A 25,606-nucleotide genomic window follows, 5' to 3' on the forward strand; every position below is an offset into this window, starting at 1 on the left:
TTATATTATAAATAATAGATATTATAAATTAAATAGACAATGGATACTAATAATAATGTAATCTGGTCAATACTGTAAATAGCAAGTTTAAATAATGGTATAATCGACGGTAATGAATATTAAAATAAATAAGCAATCGCAATAAATGATTTAATATTTATAGTATGATAGTAATCTGTTATTAAGTATGATGTATTTTATAAGATTGATAATATGTTATATCCATCCACGTTCAGCAAAAGACACGTATTCACCTTTACCTATTACAAAGTGATCAAGAATACGAATATCCAATAAATTACATGCTTCTTCTATTTGTTGAGTAACTTTGCGATCTGCCTGACTTGGTTCTGCTACTCCTGACGGGTGATTATGAGCTAGAATAATTGCAGCGGCATTACATTTTAATGCTTTGCGAACTATTTCCCGAGGATGGACTTCTACACAATTATATGTACCTACAAACATTTCTTCACTACATATTACATGATTTTGATTATCAAGAAATATAACTAAAAATACTTCGCGGTCTTTATTCGCTAATTGACTCGCTAAATAATGATGGGTAAGAGTTGGTGATGTCAATACATTATTTTCAGTCATTTTGAATTTTAAATAACGTTTCGATAATTCGATTACGGCTTGTAATTGTGTATATTTGGTCGTACCTAATCCTTTTTTTTGACAAAATACTTGGTGACTAGCATTTATCATATGATAAAGTGAACCAAAATCATTCAACAACATTTGTGATAGTGTTAATACCGGTATTCCTTTGATTCCTGTCCGTAAAAAAATGGCTAATAATTCATGATCGGCAAGTGATTGCGCACCGAATTTTAGTAACTTTTCTCTTGGCATCATATTATTATGCCTCATACGTATTTGATGATTTTTATTAAATACTATAAATAAAAACTAAGAAATGGATAAAAATTTATTCTAAATTGCTAGATAAATCACAAAATTGAAGATGCCATTACAGCGGAAAAATGGTTATCAAGGTGCATTAGGAAAGCACCTTGTAAATGAACAAATTAAAAGGCTAGTGTTTACAACCACAACCATGGCCACCACAACAGCCGTCATCTTGGTCATCTTCTTCGTGGTCGTGTCCGCCACAACCACAGCTACCATGATCATGATGGTGATGACCATGTGCTCCATGTACATGTCCATGAGCAAGTTCTTCTTCAGTTGCTTCTCTAATATCCACAACTTCAACATTAAATTTTAGATCTTGACCGGCTAACATGTGGTTACCATCAATAGTCACATTATCGCCATCAATCGCCGTAATTTCTACTGGAACAGGTCCATGATCAGTATCAGCCAGAAAGCGCATACCTACTTCAAGTTCATCGACACCAACAAAAACATCACGCGGTACAGTTTGTACAAGGTTGTCATTATATTCGCCATAAGCATTGTCTGCTTCAATTTCAACATCAAATTTATCGCCTTTTTGGCGACCTTCTAAAGCATCTTCTAAACCTTTAATTAAATTACCGGCACCATGTAAATATTCTAATGGTGCAACAACGGTTGTTTCGTCAACTAATACACCATCTTTAGTGCGAACTTGATATGCTAAACTTACTACTGAATCTTTTGCTATTTTCATTTGATCTCCGATTGTTAGCGAGAAAAGATGTTGGAATTTTATATGAAAAATCGATTAAAGTATTCTATTTTTATTAATAAATAAAACAACTAAATATATTAACTACGATTATTTTTGGAGAGTTAGTTACAAGAATCAAATTTTGGTTAACTATAAATATAAAAGGAGAGTTTTTAGAACAGAATTAACAATCATTTGTTATTCCTTTATAATCATTTTTATGAATCGATAACAACACTTATCTAAATGAAGTCAAAAATTCAAGCTTATTGTCAACTTACAAGATTGGATAAACCTGTAGGTACAATGTTATTATTGTGGCCAACTATGTGGGCATTGTGGTTAACGGGAATACCTACACCGCATTTGTTTATTGTTTTTACGTTGGGTGTTATTATAATGAGAGCCGCTGGCTGTGTAATAAATGATTTTGCTGATCGCAAATTAGATGGCCATGTAATGCGTACTAAAAATCGTCCATTGGCTAGTGGTAAATTGAATAACAAAAATGCATTAATTATGTTTGTTGTTTTAATTGCGATTTCATTTGCTTTATTGTTAACTTTACCGCCCCTTACATGGTTAATTGCGATTTTCGCATTTGGAACAACTTTGTTATACCCTTTTATGAAACGGTATACTCATCTTCCACAGATAATACTAGGTATTGCATTTAGTTGGTCCATTCCGATGGTTTATGCTGCCACCCTTGCCAAATTTCCTTTAACATGTTGGTTATTATTTATAGCTAATATTTGTTGGACGATCGCTTATGATACCGAATATGCGATGGTAGATCGTGAAGATGATATAAAAATAGGTATCAAATCGACGGCAATTTTATTTGGGAAATACGATAAACTTATAATTGGTATTTTACAGATTAGTACCGTTTGGATTTTAATGGTTATTGGGATATTGAACCAATTGTCGGGTTATTTTTATGTTAGCTTGGTTATAGCATCTTTATTATTTATCTATCAACAAGTGATTCTTGTTGATAGAAAAAGAGAACGCTGTTTTCGCGCATTCATAAATAATCAATATGTTGGGTTAGTGATATTTATTGGTATTTTATTGCATATTATTCAATAAATTTCTTCAATGGTTTGCATGACTTGGTTAGTAATTAATGGTTTAAGCGTATCATTCATTAATTTAATTTTTTCAAAACTCTCTATTTTAGTATCATCAAGGTAACCTAAATCTCGCAACGTAGATACTAGAGTTGAAAATACTCCTTTATCGAAAAATTCAGGGGCATTAATACCATGTAATACAGATAGCCTTTCAGCAATCAGTCTACTTTCTTTTTCAAGGTTTGCTCGACTTATGGATGGATCTTTTTGTAATAGTGAAAAAGTAATTACGTAACGTTGTAGCGTATCTTTGGAAATTGATGCTAATAACTGTAATGATGTTAGCTTCAAATAATTAATAGTTATTCGTTCGGAAGAATAACTGATAAAATTGATATCGGCAAAACATTGTAATAATTTTTCAATATAGTTCAAGAGCTCTTGCTCATTATAATTAATGAATAGTTCGGCTTTAATTAATGGGTAAATTAACTCAATTTGCTTGGTTAATTCATCAAGTGATATACGATTATGCTTAAGTATGATGCGCGCAATAATAGCAGGAATGATTAACAGATGTTGAATATTATTACGATAATATGTCATTAATACAGCTTGTTCTTGTGTTAAGCTGACAATTTCACCAGCTTCATCTGTAGTTATGATAAATTTACCCATCTGCTTGGCGTGTTCGAACAATTGTTCAGCATTTTGCTCAGGAATAGTCACTAAGTCTGAATAAGGGACCGTTTTTAATAAAATGACAGCATAATGAATATGTTCGATTAATTGTTTTTTGGTTAACGCATTTTGTTGAGAAGCTAATAAAAATGTACTACATAAATTCATCGCATTAACGGCTGCCGATGAATTGATACTTTCCATAATATTTTTTGCTAAGAGATTAGATGTTGGCGTTAACCATTGTGGCCTAACTGTACCTGTTTTTTCAATTGCATTTCGCCAATCAGGAACATGTTGGTTAAGAAATTGATTTAATAAAATGGGTTGACCAAAATTAACATAACCTAAACCTAATTTTTTTAGTTTGAAAAAAGCTTTTACTGTTTGCCACAAATTTTCTTTTTTCTTCGCAGCACCACGTAGTTCATTAGCGTAAGTCGCGACCTCTAAAACATGCTCATAACCTATATAAACCGGTACAATTGTTATAGGTCTTGGATCTCCACGTAACAGTGTTTGTATAGTCATCATTAACATACCGGTTTTGGGGTCGAGTAGACGACCTGTACGTGAACGTCCACCTTCGATAAAATATTCTACTGAATAACCACGAATAAATAATTCGGCTAAATATTCTCGGAAAACTGCGGTATATAATTTATTGCCCCTAAATGACCGGCGGATGAAAAAAGCACCTAACCGACGGAAAATTGGTCCAGCAGGCCAAAAATTCAGGTTAATCCCAGCTGCAATATGAGGTGGTACGAGCCCTTGTCGGTAAAGAACATAAGATAAAAGTAAGTAATCCATGTGGCTACGATGACATGGCGCATACACAATTTCATGACCATTTTGCGCTAATTCTCTTATTGGGTCGGCATTAGTAACTTTTAAGCCTTGATATAAGCGATTCCATGCCCAAGTTAATATATAATCGGTAATTTTCAGTGCACGATAGGTAAAATTTGCGGCAATTTCATTAAGCATAAATAAGGCATTTTTTTTCGCTTTTTCAAGGGAGATATTTTTACTTTTTGCTTCTTCCTTGATTGCCTCACTGATTTCTTGATTATTTAATAATTTTTTTAGCATCTGTTGTCTTATCGGTAAGGTTGGTCCGACGGATGCAGTACGTTGTTTGGCAAAATGAATGCGAGCAACCCGTGATAGTTTATGTGCTAATTCTGATACTTGTTCAGTTTCAGTTGATAAGGCAATATTTTTTAAGGAAACTGTATGTGAAAAACGGGTATAACAATCGCGACCAGTAAAAAGCATTTTGAAAAATTTACGTGTACCTCCTAAGACTTGTAAAGAAAGTTTTTTCTTACCTTCTTTGTCCGGGGCACGGCTAAACATCACTGAAACAGGCAACATTTGTACATCAAGCTGAGAATCTTGTTTATGAGCAGTAATGTATTGGTGAAGAATCTCAATTGATTTATTTTTTTGTTGTTTAGACACAAAAATGCCAGGGCCTTTATCAATATATAAATAAGCCGGTAACAAACCGTTATCGGTTTTTATACCATCTAAAGGATCAGGTAACTGATATTTCTTGCTTAACGTTTGTACGACCATTAAATCTATTTTCGAATTATATGGTAAAACATACAAAATAGGCGCCAAACGGTTAATATTTAATTCTTTAATTGGGTCCGTAGGAATTGATTTGCTCTGGACAAAAAATTCAACCGGTAGGCGAATAAAGGCAAAAGATAGCTTATTCCACCAAGATGTTATCCACTGTAACATAATTTATTTGACTCTAAACATAACAATAACAATTAACTAATCATATCAAAATTCAACTTAAAAAGCATCGAATCAATGTTTAAATACTTAAGAATAATAATGTAAAGATATTGATTTATATGATAAGTAATATCTTGAATAATTTTTGTTATAATGAATTTGATAATGATATTCATATGATGGATTTATAATGTTGCTTATTAACACAGAAGAAGTATATTTTTTATCACCAAAGCTATAATAGTGCTTGAGAATCTTTGCATAACAGCGTATACTGCGCTACCTTAATATTGTAGGTGTAATGTGAGAAGTTAGTCTATTTGGTTATCGAAACTCATCTCAATCGCCTCATAGAATAACTAAAGCCTGACGAGGTAAATGTTCCATTAAACACATTATGTCTAAGGCCTAAGTATACTAAAATAGTATAGAAATTTCGGAGAATTATTGACATGTCACGAGTATGCCAAGTAACAGGCAAAAAACCACTAGTAGGTAACAATCGTTCACATGCGCTGAATGCTACTAAACGTCGTTTTCTGCCAAATCTTCAAACTCATCGTTTTTGGGTTGAGAGTGAAAAACGTTTTGTAAAATTACGTGTATCTGCTAAAGGTATGCGTACTATCGATAAAAAGGGTATTGATGCAGTATTAGCTGAAATCCGTGCCCGTGGTGAATCTTACTAAGAAACTATATAAAGGAAAATTATCATGGCTAAAGGTGTACGTGAAAAAATTAGATTAGTTTCTTCAGCTGGTACAGGTCATTTTTATACTACCAGTAAAAATAAGAGAACTATGCCTGAAAAAATGGAAATCAAGAAATATGATCCCGTTGTTCGTCAGCATGTGATTTATAAAGAAGCTAAAATCAAATAATATGTTTTTGTTATAAAAAACCTAGCTTGATGCTAGGTTTTTTATTGTTGTTAATTGTCTTTTAGTAGACGCTATTATTTCTACAATACAGTCTCATTTCATTTTTATCCATTCAGTGCTATAAATGTAATTAACCAATTGCAAACAGTTAACCTGTTTATCTCAAAGTTATAACTTGTAATAAATAATGATAAATTTTTTGGCCGTCGTTGGTTAATATATGGGGAAACCATACCCACTGAATGTCGAGTTGTTGTTATATTGATTGAAGTAATCCGGAATTATACTGAGGGTAAATATTTAGCAATAATAACGTTATACTTGTTAAAGTTAATTTATTTTTAACAAGTAAAAAATAGAATTCTTCTGAGCAAGAGAGTTTTATTTTGACCAAAACTATAAGAATTCCAATCAAAGTTTTCTCATTTTTATGATTAACAATACTAAACATATATGGGGTAGCATTAGCTACTATAAATGAACACTATTGATAATCAATTGTATTATCCACTTTTTCGAGTCGTTTGTTTTGATGTAGCTCAACTGTTATTAATTGTTGATGTGTGGCTATGTTGTATAAGAATATTAATGTATTGATTTTGCTGGCAGTTTTTGTATTTATTGCAGCAATAATAATCAAAATGATTCCATAAATAATCCAAAATATACATATTTCCAAAAAATATAGATGATTGGTTCATCATTTTTATATTTAACAACAACATAAAAATCATCGCTATCTATAAATTATTGTGATTTTTGCTATGGGGAGATAATGTTGTATTTCATCCAGTAAATTAGATTCAGTTTTAGCAACTAGGTAATATTAACGTCGGTGTATTTCTATGAAAGCAAATGTTATACCCAATTTGAACTTATATAGTAAAATAGTCTCCTTTTAGAAGATTAATAATGATAATGTAGGAGCATATGTGAATAATACAAATAAACAACCCATCGTTCTTGTTATTTTAGATGGATATGGTCATCGCGAAGATCAGCAAGATAATGCTATTGCGGTAGCACATAAACCTAATATGGATAAATTGATTAAAACCTATCCAAACACTTTAATTGATGCATCAAGTATGGAAGTCGGATTACCATTAGGGCAAATGGGGAACTCAGAGGTTGGTCATACTAATATTGGTGCTGGTCGCATTGTGTATCAAGATTTAACGAGAGTGTCAAAGGATATCATGGATGGTGAATTTGCTAATAATCCGGTATTAATACAAGCGATTGATGATGCAGTGGTGAAAGGTAAGGCTGTGCATATTATGGGGTTACTTTCTGCCGGAGGCGTACATAGCCATGAGGAGCATATTATGGCTATGGTAGAGCTAGCTGCTGCGCGTAAAGCAGATAAAATCTACTTACATGCATTTTTAGATGGACGTGATACTCCACCAAGGAGTGCTGAGCAGAGTTTAAAAGTGTTTGCTGATAAATTTAAACATTTAGGTAAAGGACGTATAGCTTCTATAGTTGGACGCTATTATGCGATGGATCGGGATAACCGTTGGGATCGAGTCGAACAAGCTTATCGCTTATTAGCTGATGCGAAAGGTGAATTTACCTATGCGACTGCAATTGAAGGATTACAAGCAGCTTATACTCGTGATGAAAATGATGAGTTTGTTAAACCAACGGTAATATGTGCTGCTGATGAAGAAACTGTAAAAATGCAGGATGGTGATAGTTTGATTTTTATGAATTTCCGTGCTGATCGGGCTCGTGAAATTTCACGTGCGTTTATTAGCAAAGATTTTGATGGTTTTCAACGTGAGCGAGTGATTAATTTTGCTCATTACGTCTCTTTAACAGAGTATGCAACGGATATTCAATCTGAAGTAGCCTACGCTCCGGAAGCTTTAACTAATACTTTAGGTGAATGGTTAGCTAAACATAATAAAACGCAATTACGTATTTCAGAAACTGAAAAATATGCTCATGTGACCTTCTTTTTTAACGGTGGAATTGAGCAGCCTTTTGATAATGAAGACCGAATTCTTATTAATTCTCCTCAAGTAGCAACTTATGATTTACAACCTGAAATGAGTTCTAGTGAATTAACGGATAAATTAACTTCTGCAATTGAAAGTCAAAAGTATGATGTTATTATTTGTAACTATCCAAATGGTGATATGGTTGGTCATACAGGTGTATTTGATGCTGCGGTTAAAGCAGTTGAAGCTTTAGATAGCTGCATTGGTCGCGTAGTTGAGTCGGTTAATAAAGTATCGGGTCAATTATTAATTACAGCGGATCATGGTAATGCGGAAAAAATGCGTGACGAAAAAACCGGTCAAGCACATACTGCGCATACTAATCTTCCTGTACCTTTGATTTATGTTGGACCGAAAAAACTTCAAGCTATTAAGGGCGGTAAGTTATCGGATTTAGCCCCGACCATGTTAGCATTGATTGATATGCCAATACCAAAAGAAATGACTGGTAAAACACTTTTTATTAATTAATAATTGCAATTACACATTGAGTGTATTCTCATGCTATTATATAAAACATAAAGTGGGTCTTTATGACCCACTTTATGTTTTATAATAACAATTGAATACTTATTTTTGGTTTAGTTTTAAATTAAATATATGTTTAACTATATGTAATAAAAGAATATAGATGTTTTGGCTAAATATTATACGATATTGTTGTTTGTTTTTTATGCTTAGTTAAAAATGATATTTTTTTGTTATCAAATATTCGATAAATGGTTCATGATGCAATATAATGCTTTTTGTTTGTTGGTCATTATATTTGGAGGTTTTGTTACTTCCAATTTTAGTTATGCTGATAATAGGCAAGATTTACAAACCATTCGCCAAACAATTCAACAACAGGAACAAAAACTTGCAGAACAAAAACAGCAACGGAATAAGTTAATTTCTGTACTTGAAAAACAAGAAACATCTATAGCCAATTTACTAACCTCGCTAGAAAAAAGTGAGAAGGTGCTTTTATCATTAGGTAATGAAATTGCAAAACTTAATGTTGATATTGGCAAGTTAAAGCAGAAGCAAGCAAAACAACAACAAATATTAGCTAAACAGCTTGAGAGTGCTTTTAAATTGGGAAAAACAAGTAATATGGAGTTGATATTTTCAGCAAATGAAAGTCAACGTAATGAAAGAATTATTACTTATTATGGTTATATTAACCAAGAACGTCAGGATCGGATGAATGAGCTTAAACAGATTCATGATGAATTAAATCAAAAAAAGTCTTCATTAGAAGAAAAGCAAAAACAGCAAAACGACCTAAAAAATAAACAAAAATTGAAACGTGATGCGTTAATCACGAATCAAAAAGATCGCCATGAAACGATTTTAGAATTAGATAAGTCTATGCAACTTAATCAACTAAAACTTGCTGTACTAAGAGAAAATGAAGCGAAATTACAAGCACAAATAACCAAAGCTGAAGCTGAAAATAAAAGAATTGCCGAAGATGAAGCAAAACAAGCTGCAAAAATTCGAGCCAAACAGCAAGATTACAATTACAATCCAACTAAAGATGAAAGATCATTAATGGCTAGAGTGAGCGGTATTGGTAAACCCAATCATCGTTTTAATTGGCCAGTAACTGGGACATTATTACACCGATTTGGTGAACCGCAACAAGGGGAACTCAAATGGAAAGGATTAGTGATCAAGGCAATGGAAGGAAGCAAAGTAAGGGCAATTGCTGATGGAAGGGTTATTTTAGCGAATTGGTTACAAGGATATGGATTTATTGTCGCATTAGAGCATGGTAAGGGTGATATGACATTATATGGTTATAATCAGCGTGTATTGGTTAATGTAGGTGATAAAATTGAATCCGGACAAGAGATAGCCTTAGTTGGAACAAGTGGTGGGCAAGGTAGTGCTGCTCTATATTTTGAAGTTCGTCGTGATGGTAAGGCACTTGATCCAAGTGTATGGCTAAAGAAATAAAATGATTAGAATATCTTCTTTAATTTCCACTATTTTTTGTTTGATATTACTGTGTTTACCTTCAGCTCAGGCTGGTAAATTGGCAATTGTAATTGATGATTTTGGATATCGAAAATCTATTGAAGAGCAAATTATTTTATTATCAACAGAGATTACGGTTTCTATTTTACCTAATTCACCGAATGCTGAAAAAATAGCTTTTTATGCACATGAGCAAGGCAATGATGTTATGATACACCTGCCTATGGCACCAATAAGTAAACAATATCTTGAAAAAGATACGTTAACACCTGATATGAGCCAAGAAGAAATACAAAGAATTATTTCCGAAGCTATTTTAAAAGTCCCTTATGCCATTGGTGTAAATAATCATATGGGTAGTAAGATGACGACTAATGTGGAAGGTATGCGGAAAGTAATGGAAAGTTTATTAAATTATCCTTTGTTCTTTTTGGATAGTCGTACGATTGCCCAAAGTAAAGCTATGGCCATTGCTCGTGAATATCGTATTCCAGCAATAAGACGTGATATATTTCTGGATGATTTAAAAGACGAAAAATCAATTATGATTCAATTTGATTTAGCGATTGAATTGGCCAGAAAGCATAAGCAGGCGATTGTCATTGGTCATCCCTATTTTGCAACTTTAAATGTGCTTCAACAAAAATTAGCACAATTACCTGATGATATTGAACTAGTTAAATTAAGTTCATTAGTCGATAATTTCACTGATTAAATTTATAAATATCAGAGTTTATCTGTCAAACGGTAAGAAGATTCATTTATAAATATAGATTTAAAAATTATTTATATTTGCGCTACTTCTTTAAGACCCATTAACAAATAAAAACATGATAGATAAATACATCTAAACGTTATGATAATAATTGATAATTTTTGCAGTGGTAAAAATTTATCAAATAGTCATCACGTAATATCTCTTGTTATAACGCCATTATTTTAAATATTAAAATTTAAAAATATAGTTATTACGTTAAGCTTTTGAGGATTTATTGTATGATTAAAGTTCTATTTTGGGTAAAAACAGGAATAGATATTTATCGATTAGCCGTGTTTTTTAGAGTCCTTTTTAGTATTTTCAGAAATGGTTAGTAATTAGCGATTTGTTATACTTATGCCTTTTTGATAAGGTTATTGTAGATAAAAATAATGATCTGGCTCAGCTTAAAAAATAGAGTAAATATTTTGTCACTTAACGCAAACATAAATTTACTTTATTCTTGACCCGGCAATAGCTATTGGAAAATCCTAAACATCAACGGTTAGCTTAACTTTTATGTAACTGCTTTTCTAGACTGCGATGACGCGTTTGTACTTGTTCGCCTTGTGAAATAAAGATTTTTGTTAACTCTTCCGCAATATATACTGAGCGATGTTGACCACCCGTGCAACCAATTGAAATAGTAAGATAACTACGATTATTCTTTTTCAATAAAGGTAACCATTGTTGTAAATAATTTGCTGTTTGGTGTATAAAATCGTTAACTTGTGAATGTTGGTTTAAATATGCTTTTACCGGGTGATCTAATCCTGTTAATTGTCGCAATGTTGGATCCCAATGTGGATTCGGTAAAAAACGAACATCAAACACAAAATCTGACTCAATGGGTAAGCCATGCTTAAAACCAAATGATTCAAAAACGATCGTAAGTTCGCGCTCTTTTTTGCCTAATATCCGTTGACGCAAGATATCCGATAATTCATGTACTGATAGATTATCGGTATTAATAATTAAATCGGCATTATCTTTTAATGGTTGTAAATATTGTTCTTCAAGTTCAATGGCCTGTTCGATTGAGCGTCCTGGTACTGATAATGGATGAATTCTTCTGGTTTCGCTATAGCGGCGAATCAAAGTATTATGGCTACTTTCTAAAAATATAGATTGTGCTGTAATTGATGGTGGTAATTGTTGTAATATTTCATTTAGTAGGTTAAAACTAGCTGGCATATTACGAATATCAATACTTACAGCTACTGGGGAATGATTATTTTCGAGCATTTTTGCAAGATCAGGAAGTAAAGCGATCGGTATATTATCAACACAGTAAAAACCCATGTCCTCTAGTGCTCTTAATGCGATTGATTTACCTGAACCTGAACGACCACTAACTATCATTAAAAGCATAATTAAAATCCTTTATTAACGTTAACACATTTTTAGGTTACTTGGTTTGATTTCACATTAAAAAATCCACATTGGCAAAAACTTAACTTGCACATCAATTGCACCATAGTATTTTAAAATGCTTTTGTTTTAACAGCTCTCATGATTAATAATATTAAGGTTTCGTATTAATTATTTAAGTTGTTTACGTTGGCTTGACGGAGGGATCGATAATGTTTCTCGATATTTGGCTACCGTTCTTCTGGCTACCATCATTCCCTGTTCTTCAAGTAACATTGCTATTTTACTATCGCTAAGCGGTTTTTTACCATCCTCATTAATAATTAATTTTTTTATTAATGCCCTAATTGCCATCGAGGATGCTTCTTCTCCTGATTCAGCATTCACACGGTTAGAAAAAAAATATTTTAATTCAAAAACGCCTCGTGGACATTGTAGATATTTTTGTGTTGTAACTCGTGAAATCGTGGATTCATGCATATTAATTGCATTAGCGATATCGGCCAAAATCATTGGTTTCATGTATTCTTCGCCATATTCAAAGAAATTTTGTTGATGTTCTACAATAAATTCACTCACTTTTATTAGCGTGTCATTACGATTTTCTATACTTTTTATTAACCAGTTTGCTTCTTGTAAAGCTTGTCGAATATATTGCCCATCACTTTCATTAGCTTTTTTCCCCATAGCAGCATAGTGTTGATTAATTTTAAGATGAGGTATGGCTTCGTTATTAAGGATGATTTGCCATTTTTTTCCGATCTTTTTGACAAGCACATCCGGAATAACGTAATCAGGTGGTTCTGTGTTCACCGATTGACCTGGATAAGGTTGTAACTGTTGAATGAGCAGTATCGCGGCTTTTAATTGTTCTTGATTAATATTTAGTTTTTTTAACAGCGTTTTATAATCTTTTTGACCAAGCAGATCAAGATAGTGTGAAATAATGATTGTACTTATTTCAATATCATGATTAATCGGTGTTAATTGGTGAATTTGTAACAGCATACATTCCTGTAAAGTTCTTGCTCCAATGCCAATCGGGTCGAAATGTTGAATACGTTTAAGTACGGCTTCGACTTCAGCAAGTTCTATATCTTGGTTATTTTGTTCTTCCAAAATATCTTCGACAGTACAGGTTAAATAACCTTGTTCATTGATAGATTGAATAATTGAAACAGCAATTGCGCGATCTTGTTCGCTAAAAGGGGTTAAGTTGAGTTGCCACATCAGATATTCGTTAAGTGTTTGATGTGTTTCACCTTGATAAACAGTGAGTTCCTCATTTTGATAATCTGAATGAGTTCCAGAAGGCGTGCCTGCGGTATAAATATCATCAAATGAAGCATCAAATGGAATATCATCGGGAATATTTTGATTTTCCATCATTTCTCGCGTATCAATTTGTTCTGATTCTTTCACTTGAATAACCGGAATTTCTTCATAATTATCTTCTTCTTCAAGAAGAGGGTTATTTTCCAGAGCGGTTTGAATTTCCTGACATAGTTCAAAGGTTGATAATTGAAGTAGCCGAATAGCTTGTTGCAACTGCGGCGTCATAGTCAGCTGTTGAGATAATTTTAATTGTAGATTCGGTTTCATCATAACCTGAATTCTTCGCCTAAATAGACCCGCTTAACATGTTCATCGTTCAAAATGTTACTTGGGCTCCCCTCAGCTATTAGATGACCTTTGCTTACGATATAAGCACGTTCGCATACATCAAGGGTTTCGCGAACATTGTGGTCTGTGATTAATACGCCTATACCTCTATCGCGTAAATCGCGAATAATATTTTTTATATCGATGACAGAGATAGGATCAACGCCAGCGAATGGTTCATCTAATAAGATAAATTTTGGATCGGCTGCTAATGCTCTGGCAATTTCAACTCGGCGCCGTTCACCGCCAGATAACGATTGCCCTAAATTTTCTTTAATATGACTAATATGGAATTCTTCTAATAGTAGTTCTGCTTTTTCAATGCGTTCTTGTTTGCTAAGTGATTTACGAGTTTCTAAAATTGCCATAATATTATCAAATACAGATAAGCGACGAAATATAGATGCTTCCTGTGGAAGATAGCCAATTCCGATTTGTGCTCGCTCATGTAATGGTAATAAACTTATATCTTTATCGTCGAGATAAATTTTTCCGTCATTTAAAGGGACAATACCAACAACCATGTAAAAAGTAGTCGTTTTACCCGCACCATTTGGTCCCAATAAGCCAACAATTTCTCCCGAGTTAACGGTTAAGCTGACATTTTTAACAACCTGTCGTTGCTTATAAACTTTGGCTAAATTTGTTGCTCTTAATGTCGTCATAATATTAATTTATCTCTTTTACTTGTTCAGGCATAATAATTGTTCTAACTCGTTGTCTGGTATCTGATTGTGCTTCTATTTTTCGCTGTTGAACGTCATAATTAATGATGTTACTATTAATATAATTATCTTTTTGCTTAATTTGAGCATTACCTTGCATGGTGACGTCATTTTGTTTCACTCTATAAATTAATTTGTCTGCATTGCCTGTAATTTTATAATGTGTATCATTTTTTTGGACCTGTTGTTCAAATAAAACCGGTTGTCCATAGGCAGTAATCGTTTGATCCTCTTTACTTTGAATTTCAGTAATTACCACTTTATTCGCTTTAATGGTTATATTATCTTGAATAATGACAACATTACCTGAAAAGGTCATGGTATTTTTTTGAATATCAATTTGCTGATTATCCGCATCAATCGAAATGGGCATAGCGTTAATTTTCGGATTCTCTGAAGATTCGGCATAACTGAGGGTTGATATGGATATGATAAAACAACTAACCAAAATCGATTTTATTTTATTAAGATTAAAACGAGAACCATGAAAATTTTTCATTTTTAATATCCTTAATTAATAGTATTTTCGACTGATTTAGCGTTTGCATTATAATAAGTTTTTACATTTTCTAATATATCAGCGGTTTTGTTACGTAAGTTTCCAAATAGTCGATTTCCTTTTGATATGAAAGCTGGTCCTTCAATTGTCACAGGATCATCTGATGTAACGATTTGCGTTTTTAAGTCAATTTTGACATTATCAGTAATAATTTTTTCCAATTGTGCATCAGGTAATTGATTTATTAATCGAACATTATCGTTCAAATAAAGTATCTTATTGCCCATTAATGTAGCATTATTAGCTTTGATACGCCAAGTTGCGATATTTTCTCGATTATAAGAGGTTATATTAGGTGCTTCAAATAAAGTTTTCCCAGAATTTTCAAAATATTTAACTTTTGATGCACTCATTTTATAACTTAGATTACCAAATGGGTCGTACAACAACGTTGTCATCTTATCACTTTGGTAAAGAGGTTGAGACGATAAATCAATTGATGGTATTACTGTATTATCGGAGGTATCATTATTATAAAAATACAAACCAATAACTAAAATTATTAGTAAAATATAAAGCAAATTTCTTTTAGTCATCATTAATGTATTATGCACCTTATAAATAAACTGTTTAGCTAATTTACTAGCAAATGCTCTATCATCATTAGAGAGAAAACCTAAAATTTCATAACATCGGGAAGCAGCTATTTTTTATCGCTATTTTACGTTAAATTTGGCAAAATTAATACTTAACATTAAATGATGTATAATGATCGTCAATTTTTATTCGTTCAATCCGTAACTGCGCTATAATAGCCGATGTCGGTCCACCTAATTTAAGCCATTGGATTAATTTATTAATTTGATTAAATTCACCATGTGCTAAAATTTCAACACTGCCATTGGCTAAATTTTTAACGTAGCCAACTAAATTAAGTTCCTGCGCTTTTTGATAGGTAAAAAAGCGAAATCCCACCCCTTGTACTTTCCCAGTGACATGAATAATAATGCCACAGTCTGGTTCGATATTGCTAATACAATTCATTGTAATAATAGTCATTAATAGTAAATTCTGATTCAATTGTAATCAGAATTGTTTAGTGTGTGAATCAATTTATTATCTTATGAATATTAACGATTCTTTAGATATAAAATTCATTTTTCTATTTTAGTGAAAATCTAAATGAGAAAAAATCCTATACTCATTCTTATTGAACCTGTAAAATTATTGCCTAAGTGTTCTATCATCTTATACATATCAAGTGGTAAAAAATTAATTTTATTTTTATTAAGTAACTTAAAATAATATCCTATAAAGAATAGATGGTGTCTATTTGGTTCAATTATACGAGTTTGGAGTGACAAATTTAATGACGTTTCACAAAAAAATTACAATAAAGCGTATCGCTTTATTGATCATTTTCATATTAATAATGATTTATATTGTTAAATGGATTTTTGTCACGCCGACGCCTATTCCTAGATATATTACAACCCAAGTTGAGCGAGGTAACATAGAGAAAACAGTACTCGCTGATGGGAAAATTAGTGCTTTTAAGCTAGTTAATGTTGGAGCTCAAGTTTCTGGGCAAATAAAGAAATTATATGTAAAGCTTGGTGAAGAAGTGAAAATGGGCGATATGATTGCAGAAATTGATGATCTGAAACAGAAAAATGATTTAAAACAATCAGAAGCGTCATTAGCGAGTTTAGAAGCCCAACGTAAAGCAAAAGAAGCTAATCTGAAAAACTATCAATTAACTTATAATCGGCAATTAAAATTAGTCAAAAAAGGCGTCGGTATTCAATCAGAACTTGATGCTGCGGAAGCTCAACTTGATTCAATTAAAGCCGATATTGCGTCTTTAGATGCTGATATTATTCGAGCCAAAATCGCTGTTGATACCGCAGCAGTCAATTTAGGTTATACCAAGATTAGATCTCCGATTGATGGTGTTATCGTAGCGATACCAATTGAAGAGGGGCAAACAGTTAACTCGGTACAAAGTGCTCCAACAATTGTTAAAGTAGCTCAGTTGGATAAAATGACAGTTGAAGCGCAAATTTCAGAAGCCGATGTGATCAATGTTACCACAGGTATGCCGGTATATTTTACTATATTAGGATTACCAAATGAGCGTTTTAGCGGATTAACATTAAGAGCCGTTGAACCCGCACCAACCTCTATTAATAACGAAACGACTACATCTTCTAGCTCGACCAGTTCGGCAATCTACTATAATGGTTTATTTGACGTGGAAAATCCAGAGCGTGTATTGCGTATTTCGATGAGTGCTCAAGTTTATATCATCTTAGGCCAAGCAGAAAATGTGTTGTCTATTCCCACAAATGCGTTGCAAAGAAAACTAGCTGGAAATAAAGCAATGGTATTTGTATTGGATAACGATCAGAAGCTCTCTGAAAGAGAGATTCAAATCGGTTTAGATGATAATGTTAATGTTGAAGTTAAAACTGGTTTAAAAGAAGGTGATACCATTGTTGTCAGCACTTTTGATGGTTCCATGATTGGCAGTCAAAAAATACCAAGAGCAAGATTTTAAACGATGAATATGACTCCTTTAATTCAATTAAATAACATTGTAAGAGAATTTCCTGCTGGCGATTCAACAGTTCAGGTTTTAAAAGGTATTAATCTTACAATTCAAGCCGGTGAAATGGTTGCGATTGTTGGGGCCTCAGGTTCTGGTAAATCAACCTTAATGAATATATTGGGTTGTTTAGATAAACCAACTACCGGCATTTATAAAGTAGGTGGTCGAATAACAAGTCAATTATCACCAGATGAATTAGCTGAATTGCGCCGAGAGCATTTCGGTTTTATTTTCCAACGTTATCATTTATTAAATGCGTTAACAGCTCAAGGTAATGTTGAAGTTCCAGCCATTTATGCCGGCGTAAAAAAAGAGCAGCGTCAACAACGATCATTTGAAATTTTATCGCGTTTAGGGCTGGCTGAAAAAATTAATAGTAAACCTAATCAATTATCAGGTGGTCAACAACAGCGTGTAAGTATAGGGCGAGCGCTTATTAATGGCGGTAATATTATATTAGCTGATGAACCAACTGGTGCTTTAGACCAAAAAAGTGGTCATGAAGTGATGGCAATTCTACGGGATCTCCATAAACAAGGTCACACAATTATTATTGTCACACATGATGCGAATATTGCTAAAAGTGCGCAACGTATTATTGAAATTAGTGATGGAAATATTATCTCTGATACTATAAATACCGATTTTTTACCAGAATCATGGGGTCAACGTCAAGTAAAACAGATTGCAACAATTAATGTTCAAGACAATTTTTCTGCTAAACTTGCCCGTTTTAAAGATGCATTTAAAATGGCAATTTTATCCATGTTATCTCATCGACTTAGAACATTTTTGACTATGTTGGGGATTATATTTGGCATCGCAGCTGTCGTATGTGCGGTTGCTTTGGGTGAAGGTTCAAAACAACAAATTTTGTCAGATCTTAGTTCAATGGGAACTAGCACATTGGAAATTATTCCAGGTACTGGCTTTGGTGATCGCAATGCTAGCCGTATAAAAACATTACGTTCTACTGATGCAGATGTTTTGGCAAAACAAAGTTATATACATAGTGCGACACCTAACGTGTCGACCAGTGTTTACTTCAGAAAAGGCAATCAAGCACTTTCTGGTATGGTGAATGGTGTAGGAGAACAATTTTTTGCCGTTAGAGGATATGTGATCACACAAGGAAAAGCATTCGATACCAATAATGTTATACAATCATCACAAAAAGTTGTGATTGATGATAATACAGTTAAGCGATTGTTTCCTAATCAAAACCCGATCGGGCAAGTCTTTTATGTTGGTCAACTACCGGTCACGGTCATCGGAGTGGCTACAAAAAAAAGTCAAGGATTTGGTAGTAACGAGAATCTAAATGTGTGGTTACCTTATACTACTGTAATTAATCGAATGATTGGACAAACGACTTTAAAAAGTATTACTGTTCGTGTAAAAGACGATGTTGATTTAACGGTTGCCGAACAAGCGATTGAAAAAATTATGATCCAACGCCATGGTACCAAAGACTTTTTTATCTTTAATTCTGATAGTATTCGTCAAATGTTGACTTCAACAAAGGCAACGACATCATTATTAATTTCAGCTATTGCATTAATTTCATTGGTCGTTGGTGGTATTGGCGTGATGAATATTATGCTAGTTTCCGTAACGGAAAGAACGCGTGAAATTGGTGTACGTATGGCTGTTGGAGCAAGATCAAATGATATACTGCAACAATTTTTAATTGAGGCGGTTTTAGTTTGTTTAGTCGGTGGGATATTAGGTATTACGTTATCATTATTAATAGGTGTTCTATTTGCTTTTTTCGTAACTATTTTCTCGATGATATTTTCAATTACGGCAATTATAGTGGCGTTTATTTGTTCTAGCTTAGTGGGGATAGTGTTCGGTTATTTTCCGGCAAGAAGAGCGGCTCGATTAGACCCTATTCATGCTTTGGAAAGAGAATAGGCTTAAACTCCCCCTTTATGATTAATAAAGGGGGTAATTTATAAGGCAGTATTTTATTATCAATACCATGATAAATATTGCCTATAATCAGGCAATCATGACTCGTATCTTTCAATATAAATAAGGCTGTTCAAGCTATAAGAAATGTTAACCAATCAATTAGCAAACAAAATCAATAGCCATAATAGAGCAAGGTTAACAAACACAATAAATATACAACAGATTAAAAATGATTATTTATCATGTTGCGATTATTCAAATAATATCATTCTCAAAGTATTAACCCAGTCAAATCTTTCAGTAAACAATAATTCATCAGCAATAAGCTAAAAAAGATAAAATAATTATGTAGTATACATGTGTTGATTGTTAATCGTGACCCTTCCATGTGCGATATGTTTTATATAGAATTTTAGGTTAGTCATGTTATTTATGATCAAGATTGGTAATTTTTTAAAATCTGTTTGATAAAAAATTTTATTAAAACGATTACTCATTTTTCTTAGCAATTTTAACGAGTTGCTATTAGTAAATTAACAGCACAATTTCACTGTCTGGTATGTTGAACTCTTTAGGAATAAGTTTAGAATAAAAGTTATTCAAGTGTGATAAGGAGATAAATATGGTCAAAAAACTGATTACCCGAAGAAAATTTAATTGTATGAAGCAACTATCTAATAATGATGGTGTTATTGCAGCGTTAGCGATAGATCAGCGTGGTTCGATGGTAAAAATGATGGAAACCGCAGTGGGTAAAGAACATTACCATATTGATATGGTTTATGAATTTAAAGAATTGGTTTCCGAAGAACTGACCAAATACGTCAGTGCTATTTTGCTTGATGAAGAGTATGGATTCAAAGGAATTAAAGCAAAAAATGTAAATGCAGGTCTTATTTTATCATATGAAAAAACAGGTTATGATGTAAACACTCCAGGGCGGCTACCGGAATTGTTACCAGAAGAGTCCATTCAACGTTTGATAAAAAAAGGTGCGGATGCAGCTAAAGTACTAGTTTATTATAATCCGGATGATCCTCAAGATATCCTGGATAAAAAACACGCATTTTTGGAACGGCTAGGTGATGAGGCGCGAGCGGCAGATCTACCTGTTTTTGTTGAACCAATTGTTTATGATAATGAAATTTTGGATGATAAGAGTCCTGAATTTGCAAAAATTAAACCAAGAAAAGTTATTGAAACTATTCAAGAATTTACCAAAGATCATTATCATATCGATATTTTAAAAGTTGAAGTCCCAGTATTATTTAAATATGTGGAAGGGTTTAATCATTCTAATCCAATTGTTTATTCTCAAAAGGAAGCTGCAAATTATTTCAAAGTTGCCAGTGATGCTGCAACACGACCTTTTATTTATCTTAGTGCAGGTGTTCCAACAGAAGTATTTCATCAAGAATTAGTTTTTGCTGGTGAATCAGGAGCTAACTATTCAGGCATTTTAGGCGGGCGTGCAACTTGGTTTGAAGGCGTTGCTGCATATGCTAAAGGTGGCAAAGATGGCTTGAGAAAATGGTTGGATACGATCGGTCGTGATAACGTGGAACATCTTAATAAAATCTTAAAACAATATGCTAAACCATGGTATGACATTTATGGTGGCTTCAATAATATTGAAGTAATTGATATTAATTTGAAGGATTGACAAAATGAAAAAGTCTGGATGATTGCTCACCCAGACTCATCTTCGTTTATTAGCAATAATTATTTCTTGCCGCTAACCATACTGAAACGTTGCTTGAATTTATCAACACGTCCGCCAGTTGCCACATCACGTTGTTTACCAGTATAGAACGGATGGCATTCGCCACAAACGTCTAAATGAATATCGTGACCTACAGTAGAACGAGTTTTAATCGTATTGCCACAAGAACAAGTTGCAACGATTTCTTTATATTCTGGATGGATATCTTTTTTCATTTTTAGCCTCTTGTTTGCATCGCTATATAAATAGTTGCTATACAACGGAATTTATACACCATACAAATGTTAAATAACACGAATAAGGTCGCGAATTATACCGCTATTTTAGCTATTGGTCAATAGCGAGTTAACGTTTTATTTTAGTCTTATCTATTTGATAAATAATATATTTATATTAAACACCAACGTAAGTTTATGTTGCAAAATTCCTTAAAAATTAAATCCTAAAATAGGAAAAATTAAATTGGTAATTGTTCAATTTGTACTTTTAATGTCTGTTTTTCACCATTCCGTAATACAACAACAGGGATAGTGGATCCTGGTTTGAGTTCAGCAATTTGATCCATCGTATTAATAATCGATTTTACCGGTTTATCATTGACAGAGATTAAAATATCGTTAGGCTTAATCCCTGCTTTTTCGGCAGGGCCGTCAACATTAGTGACTAAAATTCCAAGTACAATAGGATGATCACTAGGATTTTGTGTCGGGGAAAACTCTAATCCATCTACGCCAATATAGCCTCGAATAATTTTTCCATCTTTAATTAAAGTTTTCATAATCTTAGTTGCTAATGCAGTAGGTATTGCAAATCCGATTCCTTCGGGTACATCATTACCTAAATTTTTACTAAATGATAACGTGTTTATACCCACTAATTCTCCGTTAGTATTAACTAAAGCACCACCAGAATTACCATGATTGATTGAAGCATCGGTTTGAATAAAGTTTTGCCGGCGAAAAGGGCTAAGTCCATCGCGACCCGTTGCACTGATTATACCTTGTGTAATTGTTTGACCAATATTATAGGGATTACCTATTGCTAATACGACATCACCAATTTTAGGCGTGCGTTTCGCATTGATAGGAATGACCGGAATATTGCTTGCTTGAATTTTTAAAACAGCAATATCCACTAATCTGTCGGAACCAACAGATGAAGCTTCGAAAATACGACCATCCTGAAGAGCTACAATAATTTGTTCAGCATTTTCGATTACATGATAATTAGTAATAATATAACCGTCTTTGCGCATGATGACACCAGAACCTAATGGTGTAATAACATTATTATTTTTTTGCGGTAATCTCTCAAGAGAACGACTATAAATATTGACAACCGCGGGAGCTGCTGATTTTACAGCATGATTATAACTAAGAGGTTCATTATTAAAGATTGTATGCGGTAATAATGATTGATTTTTATCTCGTAAAGATGGAAAAATGATTAACAGCACAATAGCTAAGACAGCACCGATAAGAACAGGCCATAATATTTTCTTTAGCATAAGTCATTTGACACCATAATTTTCAATCATAGATATAAATAATATCATATAAATCAAAAAAATTATGATTCTAATAAAAAGAAGTGTCAAATTAGTAATATTTAATTATAAATAAGTTATCATAAAATGATTGATGATTATTAAAATAACCCAATTAATTTTACTCTTGTTTTTTTTAACATCAGAAAGGAAAGGTATTTCCTTCTGATGTTAGAAAGTTAAGTAAAGTAATTATCTTAAAATAAGGTAAACTCTACTGTTTCCGCGTATAATTTGTAATGCAATCGCTGATGGTTTACTGTCAATGACTTTGCGTAAATCTGCAATATTATTAACACGAACTTTGTTTACGCCAGTAATTAAATCCCCCTCTTGTAGACCTAATAATGAAGCTGGTGATTTTTTAGTTATAGTATCAATTAAAACCCCTTCTTGACCATTAACTTCACCGTTAACAAGATTAGCGCCTTCTAAACTTGGATGTAAACTTTTTGCTTCAGTAATCGATTCATCACTATTTTTTAACTTTACTTTAAACTGAAGTTCTTTATTTTCCCGAATTATACCAAGATTTACTTCATGACCAGCACCTTCAGTTGCAATTTTAGCCCGTAGTTCAGCAAAACTTTCAATAGATTTATTATTCATTGAAACAATCACATCACCCGCTTTAATTCCTGCTTCAGCCGCTGCGGAATCAGCTAATACTTCACTGACAAATGCACCTTTTTGAATATTAAGATCAAAAGCTTTTGCGATATCAGAAGTTAATTCATTACCTTTAATTCCTAATACACCACGTTTTACTTGACCGTATTGAGTTAATTGATTAGTGAGACTCTTAACCATATTACTTGGTATCGCAAAACCAATACCCACATTACCACCACCTGGTGCAATTATTGCAGTATTAATTCCTATCAATTCACCATTTAAATTGATTAAAGCACCACCAGAATTACCTCGATTGATAGAAGCATCAGTCTGGATGTAGTTCTCAAAACCATTCATATTTAGACCGCTTCGCCCTAAAGCTGAAATGATTCCAGAAGTAACTGTTTGTCCAATTCCAAAGGGATTACCTATTGCAACCGCAAAATCGCCAATACGTAATTTATCTGAATCTGCAATTTTTATGGCGGTGAGTTTACTTGCTTTTTCAATTTGTAATAAGGCAATATCGGTTTGTGGGTCACGACCAATCAGTTTAGCTGAGAACTCACGACCATCCTTAACTAAGATGATGATCTTCTCTGCATTATCAATAACATGATTATTTGTCACAACATAACCTTTTTCTGCATTAATAATAACACCCGAGCCTTGACTGGTGAATGAGCGAGATTTGTTTTCAGGATAACCAAAAAATCGTCGGAATTCTTCTGGTATATTATCTTGTACTTGTGCAATACCTTCAACTTTAATACTAACAACTGAAGGCAAAACATTTTCTAGCATTGGTGCTAAACTTGGTAATTCTTGTCCTTCACCGTTTTTAGCAGTAATAAAAGAGGGTAATGAAATATTAGCATGCACTAAAGAACCAAATGTTAAACTCAAAGTTAATGCCAAAACGGTAAGACATTTTTTATGATTATTCGCTTTACGATTCATGATTGTAACTCTCAATTCTTATATTTTTGATCACAATATATTCTTTTTGTAAATAGGAATGAATATTATCCATCTGTTATTTCATCACTTTATATTCTTAAGTGCATACACCAAATATGATATTGTTCAATGATCATTATAACAGATTATGCATTTAATATTTTAAAGTAACGTTTAAAAGTCATATTAGATAATACTCATATTATCAAATATAATGCAATTATCTAATATTGTTTATCTTTTTTTAATAACCTATTATAAAATTAATGATTTATTGTTTTTGTTCTGGATTTTTTAATAAACCAGAATGGTCACTAGCATAATCTTTTGGTTGTGCTTTCATAAAGTTGATTGTGGGTTTATCTGTTTCATTAATTGTCGGTTTAATATTTAATGAGTTGATATCTTCTTGAGAAATTAGGTTATTGGAATTTTCTGCCATATGTTGATAGAGGCGTCGAAAATCTTTCGCCATATTATCTAATATTTCTGCACTATGAGAAAAATGTTTAACAATGGTCTGTTTTTGAGTAATTAATTGTTGTTTAGCTTCTTCAAGCTCACGTTGTAATAGATTAAATTTACGAGACTTCGGGCTAAATACATTGGCTAGTATAATTCCTAAAGTAATACCGAAAGCTAAGCCAATAACAAGATAAATTACTATTTCAGAATTCATTTTTTATCTCCTTGATAAAAATTGCATTATTTGTGAACAATTAATTTTTAAATTCATTACGCTTTATTTTAAAACATGATTAGCCAGTTTAATCAAGCATGTTTTTAATTTTGGTGTGGTATTTTCAGCTAATGCCAATAAAAGTGATGCGCTATATGGTGATAGTGTCCTTTTTGTGGTTTTATCGTCATTTTTTATTAAATATCGTTGTTGATTTAATACGGGATTAATTTTGTATTGAATCGATGCTAAACCACTTAAACCATTTTGTCGTAATGCTAGTAGTAATTTTCCCTGTTCATAACGCAAACGCGTTAACCAACTCGCTGAAGAGACCTCAATAATTAAGATACTTTGTCGGTAATTTGCAACTCGACAGCAATGTTGCAGATGCAAGGGAAGATAACGATAAACAAGATGATTTAAACGTGATAATACAAAACTACGCTCTTGAATATTGGTTAATGTACCACCATTAAATAAATTCTCTAAAGATTGAGGTTCACTATTTCGCATTCATCTAACTCATACAAGTTTATTTTGT

The 25,606-nt window shown here is 32.8% G+C and carries 23 protein-coding genes; 9 read left to right on the top strand and 14 right to left on the bottom strand.

Features of this window, described 5'->3' with window-relative positions; all coding sequences use genetic code 11:
- Positions 1-216 precede the first annotated feature (216 nt).
- Both radC and slyD read right to left on the bottom strand, forming a co-directional pair.
- Positions 217-864 carry a RadC family protein gene (radC, locus tag FcAc13_RS00605; protein WP_246415068.1) on the bottom strand — a complete coding sequence of 216 codons (648 nt, stop codon included), beginning with the start codon at positions 862-864 and terminating at the stop codon, positions 217-219.
- 181 nt (positions 865-1,045) lie between these two features.
- Positions 1,046-1,624, bottom strand: a complete 579-nt coding sequence (slyD, locus tag FcAc13_RS00610; RefSeq protein WP_187754270.1) for a peptidylprolyl isomerase — start codon at positions 1,622-1,624, stop codon at positions 1,046-1,048.
- Between the two features lie 246 nt (positions 1,625-1,870).
- Between slyD and ubiA the strand changes: the two genes are divergently transcribed.
- The gene (gene ubiA, locus FcAc13_RS00615) at positions 1,871-2,719 is read left to right on the top strand and encodes a 4-hydroxybenzoate octaprenyltransferase (RefSeq protein WP_187754271.1); all 849 of its coding nucleotides are present in this window, start codon (positions 1,871-1,873) and stop codon (positions 2,717-2,719) included.
- Here the strand turns inward: ubiA and plsB are convergent.
- Positions 2,713-5,142, bottom strand: a complete 2,430-nt coding sequence (gene plsB / locus FcAc13_RS00620) for a glycerol-3-phosphate 1-O-acyltransferase PlsB (RefSeq protein ID WP_187754272.1) — start codon at positions 5,140-5,142, stop codon at positions 2,713-2,715. The two genes, ubiA and plsB, sit on opposite strands and share 7 nt — an antisense overlap.
- Before the next feature lie 452 nt (positions 5,143-5,594).
- Here plsB and rpmB point away from each other — a divergent pair, with 452 nt between their 5' ends.
- From rpmB to FcAc13_RS00645, 5 genes are all read left to right on the top strand, one after another.
- Positions 5,595-5,831, top strand: coding sequence for a 50S ribosomal protein L28 (gene rpmB / locus FcAc13_RS00625; protein ID WP_187754273.1), 237 nt, complete (start codon positions 5,595-5,597; stop codon positions 5,829-5,831).
- Between the two features lie 24 nt (positions 5,832-5,855).
- Entirely contained in the window at positions 5,856-6,023 is a 168-nt protein-coding gene (rpmG, locus tag FcAc13_RS00630) for a 50S ribosomal protein L33 (RefSeq protein WP_025314526.1), read from the top strand.
- Between the two features lie 932 nt (positions 6,024-6,955).
- On the top strand, positions 6,956-8,503 hold the full coding sequence (gene gpmM, locus FcAc13_RS00635; RefSeq protein WP_187754274.1) for a 2,3-bisphosphoglycerate-independent phosphoglycerate mutase: 1,548 nt from the start codon (positions 6,956-6,958) through the stop codon (positions 8,501-8,503).
- A 255-nt stretch (positions 8,504-8,758) separates the two neighbouring features.
- The gene (gene envC / locus FcAc13_RS00640) at positions 8,759-9,976 is read left to right on the top strand and encodes a murein hydrolase activator EnvC (protein WP_187754275.1); all 1,218 of its coding nucleotides are present in this window, start codon (positions 8,759-8,761) and stop codon (positions 9,974-9,976) included.
- A gap of 1 nt (position 9,977) precedes the next feature.
- On the top strand, positions 9,978-10,712 hold the full coding sequence (locus FcAc13_RS00645) for a divergent polysaccharide deacetylase family protein (protein ID WP_187754276.1): 735 nt from the start codon (positions 9,978-9,980) through the stop codon (positions 10,710-10,712).
- A 552-nt stretch (positions 10,713-11,264) separates the two neighbouring features.
- Here FcAc13_RS00645 and rapZ read toward each other — a convergent pair.
- From rapZ to yccX, 6 genes are all read right to left on the bottom strand, one after another.
- Positions 11,265-12,125 carry an RNase adapter RapZ gene (gene rapZ, locus FcAc13_RS00650; protein WP_187754277.1) on the bottom strand — a complete coding sequence of 287 codons (861 nt, stop codon included), beginning with the start codon at positions 12,123-12,125 and terminating at the stop codon, positions 11,265-11,267.
- A gap of 171 nt (positions 12,126-12,296) precedes the next feature.
- Positions 12,297-13,727, bottom strand: coding sequence for an RNA polymerase factor sigma-54 (locus tag FcAc13_RS00655; RefSeq protein WP_187754297.1), 1,431 nt, complete (start codon positions 13,725-13,727; stop codon positions 12,297-12,299).
- Positions 13,727-14,452, bottom strand: coding sequence for an LPS export ABC transporter ATP-binding protein (lptB, locus tag FcAc13_RS00660; protein ID WP_187754278.1), 726 nt, complete (start codon positions 14,450-14,452; stop codon positions 13,727-13,729). Before lptB ends, FcAc13_RS00655 begins: the two co-directional genes overlap by 1 nt.
- Before the next feature lie 4 nt (positions 14,453-14,456).
- Complete coding sequence (lptA, locus tag FcAc13_RS00665) at positions 14,457-15,011, bottom strand: lipopolysaccharide transport periplasmic protein LptA (protein ID WP_187754279.1); 555 nt, start codon at positions 15,009-15,011, stop codon at positions 14,457-14,459.
- A gap of 11 nt (positions 15,012-15,022) precedes the next feature.
- A complete protein-coding gene (gene lptC, locus FcAc13_RS00670) occupies positions 15,023-15,610 on the bottom strand; it encodes an LPS export ABC transporter periplasmic protein LptC (RefSeq protein ID WP_187754280.1) in 588 nt (195 codons plus the stop codon).
- 142 nt (positions 15,611-15,752) lie between these two features.
- Positions 15,753-16,070, bottom strand: a complete 318-nt coding sequence (gene yccX, locus FcAc13_RS00675; RefSeq protein WP_220679391.1) for an acylphosphatase — start codon at positions 16,068-16,070, stop codon at positions 15,753-15,755.
- A gap of 310 nt (positions 16,071-16,380) precedes the next feature.
- On the opposite strand from yccX, the gene FcAc13_RS00680 reads away from it, so the two are divergent.
- From FcAc13_RS00680 to FcAc13_RS00690, 3 genes are all read left to right on the top strand, one after another.
- On the top strand, positions 16,381-17,571 hold the full coding sequence (locus FcAc13_RS00680; RefSeq protein ID WP_223064491.1) for an efflux RND transporter periplasmic adaptor subunit: 1,191 nt from the start codon (positions 16,381-16,383) through the stop codon (positions 17,569-17,571).
- A 3-nt stretch (positions 17,572-17,574) separates the two neighbouring features.
- The gene (locus FcAc13_RS00685; protein WP_187754281.1) at positions 17,575-19,539 is read left to right on the top strand and encodes a MacB family efflux pump subunit; all 1,965 of its coding nucleotides are present in this window, start codon (positions 17,575-17,577) and stop codon (positions 19,537-19,539) included.
- Positions 19,540-20,161: 622 nt separating this feature from the next.
- Positions 20,162-21,202 carry a tagatose 1,6-diphosphate aldolase gene (locus tag FcAc13_RS00690; RefSeq protein ID WP_187754282.1) on the top strand — a complete coding sequence of 347 codons (1,041 nt, stop codon included), beginning with the start codon at positions 20,162-20,164 and terminating at the stop codon, positions 21,200-21,202.
- A 59-nt stretch (positions 21,203-21,261) separates the two neighbouring features.
- Here FcAc13_RS00690 and rpmE read toward each other — a convergent pair whose 3' ends face one another.
- The 5 genes from rpmE to FcAc13_RS00715 all read right to left on the bottom strand — a co-directional run bounded on the left by rpmE (position 21,262) and on the right by FcAc13_RS00715 (position 25,578).
- Positions 21,262-21,477, bottom strand: coding sequence for a 50S ribosomal protein L31 (gene rpmE / locus FcAc13_RS00695; RefSeq protein ID WP_187754300.1), 216 nt, complete (start codon positions 21,475-21,477; stop codon positions 21,262-21,264).
- 242 nt (positions 21,478-21,719) lie between these two features.
- Complete coding sequence (degS, locus tag FcAc13_RS00700) at positions 21,720-22,769, bottom strand: outer membrane-stress sensor serine endopeptidase DegS (protein ID WP_187754283.1); 1,050 nt, start codon at positions 22,767-22,769, stop codon at positions 21,720-21,722.
- A 231-nt stretch (positions 22,770-23,000) separates the two neighbouring features.
- Entirely contained in the window at positions 23,001-24,383 is a 1,383-nt protein-coding gene (locus FcAc13_RS00705; RefSeq protein WP_187754284.1) for a Do family serine endopeptidase, read from the bottom strand.
- Positions 24,384-24,654: 271 nt separating this feature from the next.
- Positions 24,655-25,062 carry a Z-ring associated ZapG family protein gene (locus FcAc13_RS00710; RefSeq protein WP_187754285.1) on the bottom strand — a complete coding sequence of 136 codons (408 nt, stop codon included), beginning with the start codon at positions 25,060-25,062 and terminating at the stop codon, positions 24,655-24,657.
- Positions 25,063-25,125: 63 nt separating this feature from the next.
- Positions 25,126-25,578 (bottom strand): DUF721 domain-containing protein, encoded by a 453-nt coding sequence (locus FcAc13_RS00715; RefSeq protein ID WP_187754286.1) that lies wholly within the window; start codon positions 25,576-25,578, stop codon positions 25,126-25,128.
- Positions 25,579-25,606: the final 28 nt, after the last annotated feature.

Source organism: Frischella japonica (genome assembly GCF_014489845.1).
Taxonomy (GTDB): domain Bacteria; phylum Pseudomonadota; class Gammaproteobacteria; order Enterobacterales; family Orbaceae; genus Frischella; species Frischella japonica.

Excerpts from the sequence above, each read along its gene's own strand:
- yccX (WP_220679391.1), bottom strand. The coding sequence starts at position 16,070 with ATGACTATTATTACAATGAATTGTATTAGCAATATCGAACCAGACTGT.
- rpmG (WP_025314526.1), top strand. The coding sequence starts at position 5,856 with ATGGCTAAAGGTGTACGTGAAAAAATTAGATTAGTTTCTTCAGCTGGT.
- slyD (WP_187754270.1), bottom strand. The coding sequence starts at position 1,624 with ATGAAAATAGCAAAAGATTCAGTAGTAAGTTTAGCATATCAAGTTCGC.
- lptA (WP_187754279.1), bottom strand. The coding sequence starts at position 15,011 with ATGAAAAATTTTCATGGTTCTCGTTTTAATCTTAATAAAATAAAATCG.
- rapZ (WP_187754277.1), bottom strand. The coding sequence starts at position 12,125 with ATGCTTTTAATGATAGTTAGTGGTCGTTCAGGTTCAGGTAAATCAATC.
- rpmE (WP_187754300.1), bottom strand. The coding sequence starts at position 21,477 with ATGAAAAAAGATATCCATCCAGAATATAAAGAAATCGTTGCAACTTGT.
- rpmB (WP_187754273.1), top strand. The coding sequence starts at position 5,595 with ATGTCACGAGTATGCCAAGTAACAGGCAAAAAACCACTAGTAGGTAAC.
- ubiA (WP_187754271.1), top strand. The coding sequence starts at position 1,871 with ATGAAGTCAAAAATTCAAGCTTATTGTCAACTTACAAGATTGGATAAA.
- FcAc13_RS00680 (WP_223064491.1), top strand. The coding sequence starts at position 16,381 with ATGACGTTTCACAAAAAAATTACAATAAAGCGTATCGCTTTATTGATC.
- envC (WP_187754275.1), top strand. The coding sequence starts at position 8,759 with ATGATGCAATATAATGCTTTTTGTTTGTTGGTCATTATATTTGGAGGT.
- FcAc13_RS00655 (WP_187754297.1), bottom strand. The coding sequence starts at position 13,727 with ATGAAACCGAATCTACAATTAAAATTATCTCAACAGCTGACTATGACG.
- FcAc13_RS00715 (WP_187754286.1), bottom strand. The coding sequence starts at position 25,578 with ATGCGAAATAGTGAACCTCAATCTTTAGAGAATTTATTTAATGGTGGT.
- radC (WP_246415068.1), bottom strand. The coding sequence starts at position 864 with ATGATGCCAAGAGAAAAGTTACTAAAATTCGGTGCGCAATCACTTGCC.
- lptC (WP_187754280.1), bottom strand. The coding sequence starts at position 15,610 with ATGATGACTAAAAGAAATTTGCTTTATATTTTACTAATAATTTTAGTT.
- FcAc13_RS00685 (WP_187754281.1), top strand. The coding sequence starts at position 17,575 with ATGAATATGACTCCTTTAATTCAATTAAATAACATTGTAAGAGAATTT.
- FcAc13_RS00690 (WP_187754282.1), top strand. The coding sequence starts at position 20,162 with ATGGTCAAAAAACTGATTACCCGAAGAAAATTTAATTGTATGAAGCAA.
- plsB (WP_187754272.1), bottom strand. The coding sequence starts at position 5,142 with ATGTTACAGTGGATAACATCTTGGTGGAATAAGCTATCTTTTGCCTTT.
- FcAc13_RS00705 (WP_187754284.1), bottom strand. The coding sequence starts at position 24,383 with ATGAATCGTAAAGCGAATAATCATAAAAAATGTCTTACCGTTTTGGCA.
- degS (WP_187754283.1), bottom strand. The coding sequence starts at position 22,769 with ATGCTAAAGAAAATATTATGGCCTGTTCTTATCGGTGCTGTCTTAGCT.
- FcAc13_RS00710 (WP_187754285.1), bottom strand. The coding sequence starts at position 25,062 with ATGAATTCTGAAATAGTAATTTATCTTGTTATTGGCTTAGCTTTCGGT.
- lptB (WP_187754278.1), bottom strand. The coding sequence starts at position 14,452 with ATGACGACATTAAGAGCAACAAATTTAGCCAAAGTTTATAAGCAACGA.
- FcAc13_RS00645 (WP_187754276.1), top strand. The coding sequence starts at position 9,978 with ATGATTAGAATATCTTCTTTAATTTCCACTATTTTTTGTTTGATATTA.